This is a genomic window from Mesorhizobium sp. M1A.F.Ca.IN.020.04.1.1 (assembly GCF_003997315.1).
In the GTDB taxonomy this organism is placed as follows: Bacteria; Pseudomonadota; Alphaproteobacteria; order Rhizobiales; family Rhizobiaceae; genus Mesorhizobium.
In genome coordinates, this window is the sequence record NZ_RZSN01000360.1 from 1 (window position 1) to 1,645 (window position 1,645).

1 protein-coding gene and 2 pseudogenes are annotated in these 1,645 nt (G+C 66.6%); 2 read left to right on the top strand and 1 reads right to left on the bottom strand.

What is annotated here, in order from left to right; translation table 11 throughout:
* On the top strand, positions 1-1,102 hold a 1,102-nt coding region (locus tag EOA49_RS31815; protein WP_127243592.1), incomplete at its 5' end, for a heme biosynthesis protein HemY.
* 32 nt (positions 1,103-1,134) lie between these two features.
* A pseudogene (locus EOA49_RS31820) lies at positions 1,135-1,575 on the top strand (TerB family tellurite resistance protein); the annotation flags it as partial.
* On the opposite strand, the pseudogene EOA49_RS33895 reads toward EOA49_RS31820, so the two are convergent.
* Positions 1,568-1,645 (bottom strand): annotated as a pseudogene (locus EOA49_RS33895) (GMP synthase); the annotation flags it as partial. The pseudogenes EOA49_RS31820 and EOA49_RS33895 sit on opposite strands and share 8 nt — an antisense overlap.

Consider the following 1,645-nt stretch of genomic DNA (forward strand, 5'->3'; position numbering starts at 1 on the left):
GCGCGGGCTCTATCTCGAAGCTGAGCGACTGGGCGACCGCAACGCCGCGCGCCACTATGCCGGTCGTGCCGCAGCTGTGGCACCGCAGCTTGCCTGGGCGGCGGAATCGACGCTTGAAGAGCTGACCGAGCGCGGCGACTGGGACGGCGCGTTGAAGCTGGTCGAGGCGCAGAAATCGACAAGGCAAATCGAACGCGATGCCGCCAACCGCCGCCGCGCCGTGCTGCTCACTGCCAAGGCGCAGGCGCTGGTCGACAGCGATCCGAACGCTGCCCGGACCGCGGCCCTCGAAGCCAACAAGCTGGCGCCCGGTTTCGCGCCGGCCGCGGTGATCGCGGCCAACCTGCTGATTAAGCACAACGATGTGCGCAAGGGTTCCAAAATCCTGGAGACCGCTTGGCGGGCCGAACCGCATCCGGATATTGCCGAGCTTTACATCCATGCGAGGCCGGGCGATGCCGTGCTCGATCGCCTCAACCGGGCGAAAAAGCTGCAGGAATTGAAGAAGAACCATGCCGAATCGTCGATGGCCGTGGCACGCGCCGCGCTCGACGCGCAGGATTTCGCCACCGCCAGGCGCGAGGCGGAATCCGCCATCCGCATTGATCGCCGCGAAGGCGCCTATCTGTTGCTGGCCGACATCGAGGAGGCCGAAAGCGGCGACCAGGGCAAGGTGCGGCAGCTGCTGTCCAAGGCTGTGCGCGCGCCGCGCGATCCGGCCTGGGTGGCGGACGGTGTCGTCTCGGAGCGCTGGGCGCCGGTATCGCCGATCACCGGCAAGCTCGACGCGTTCACTTGGCGCGCGCCGATGGAGCGGCTCGGGCAACTAATCGACAGCGAGGTTGAGGAGGCGGTTCCCGCGATCGCTGCATCGGCGCCCGCTTTGCCGGCTGACGAGAGAGCGATCGACCTTGAGCCCGATAGTTCGGCCGAGAAGGCGGCCGCCGAGGCGCCGAACGGCATCGAGAGGGAAACCGAGGTCGCCGCCGCCGATGACATGGTGGTCGAGCAGGCGCCGGAGTTGCCGCGCTTGCCGGATGATCCCGGCGTGACGCCGGAAGACGAGGCGGAAAAATCGCCGCGCCGGTTTCGTTTGTTTTGAGGCTCGGCTTGGCGGACAGGGAAAAAGCATCGATGTTCGAACGCGTATTGTCCTTCCTGAGGGATTTGCCTGCTGCGGGCGCGAGCAAGCCAAGCGCGGACGATCCGCGCGTCGCGGCCTCGGCGCTGCTCTATCACGTGATGAACGCCGACGGCGTGCGCCAGGATATCGAGTGGGAGCGCTTCAAGGAGATCCTGGCCGAGACCTATTCGATCAGCGGCGACGAGCTCGACGCGCTGGCCGCCGCCGGCGAGCGTGCCGATAACGAGGCGATCGACCTCTATGCCTTCACCAGCGTGCTCAAGCGCCATCTGGATGCCGAGGCGCGCAAGGCCTTCATCGGCCTGATGTGGGAGATCGTCTACGCCGACGGCGAGCTGCACGAGCTCGAGGACAACACCGTCTGGCGCGTCGCCGAACTGATCGGTGTCGAGCGCCACGACCGCATCGAGGCGCGCCGCAAGGCGGCGGCCGGCGAATGTCGAGATCGAAACCTTCTTCCAGAAGCATATGGCCGACGCTTGGCGAAGAGCTTCCCTGCAC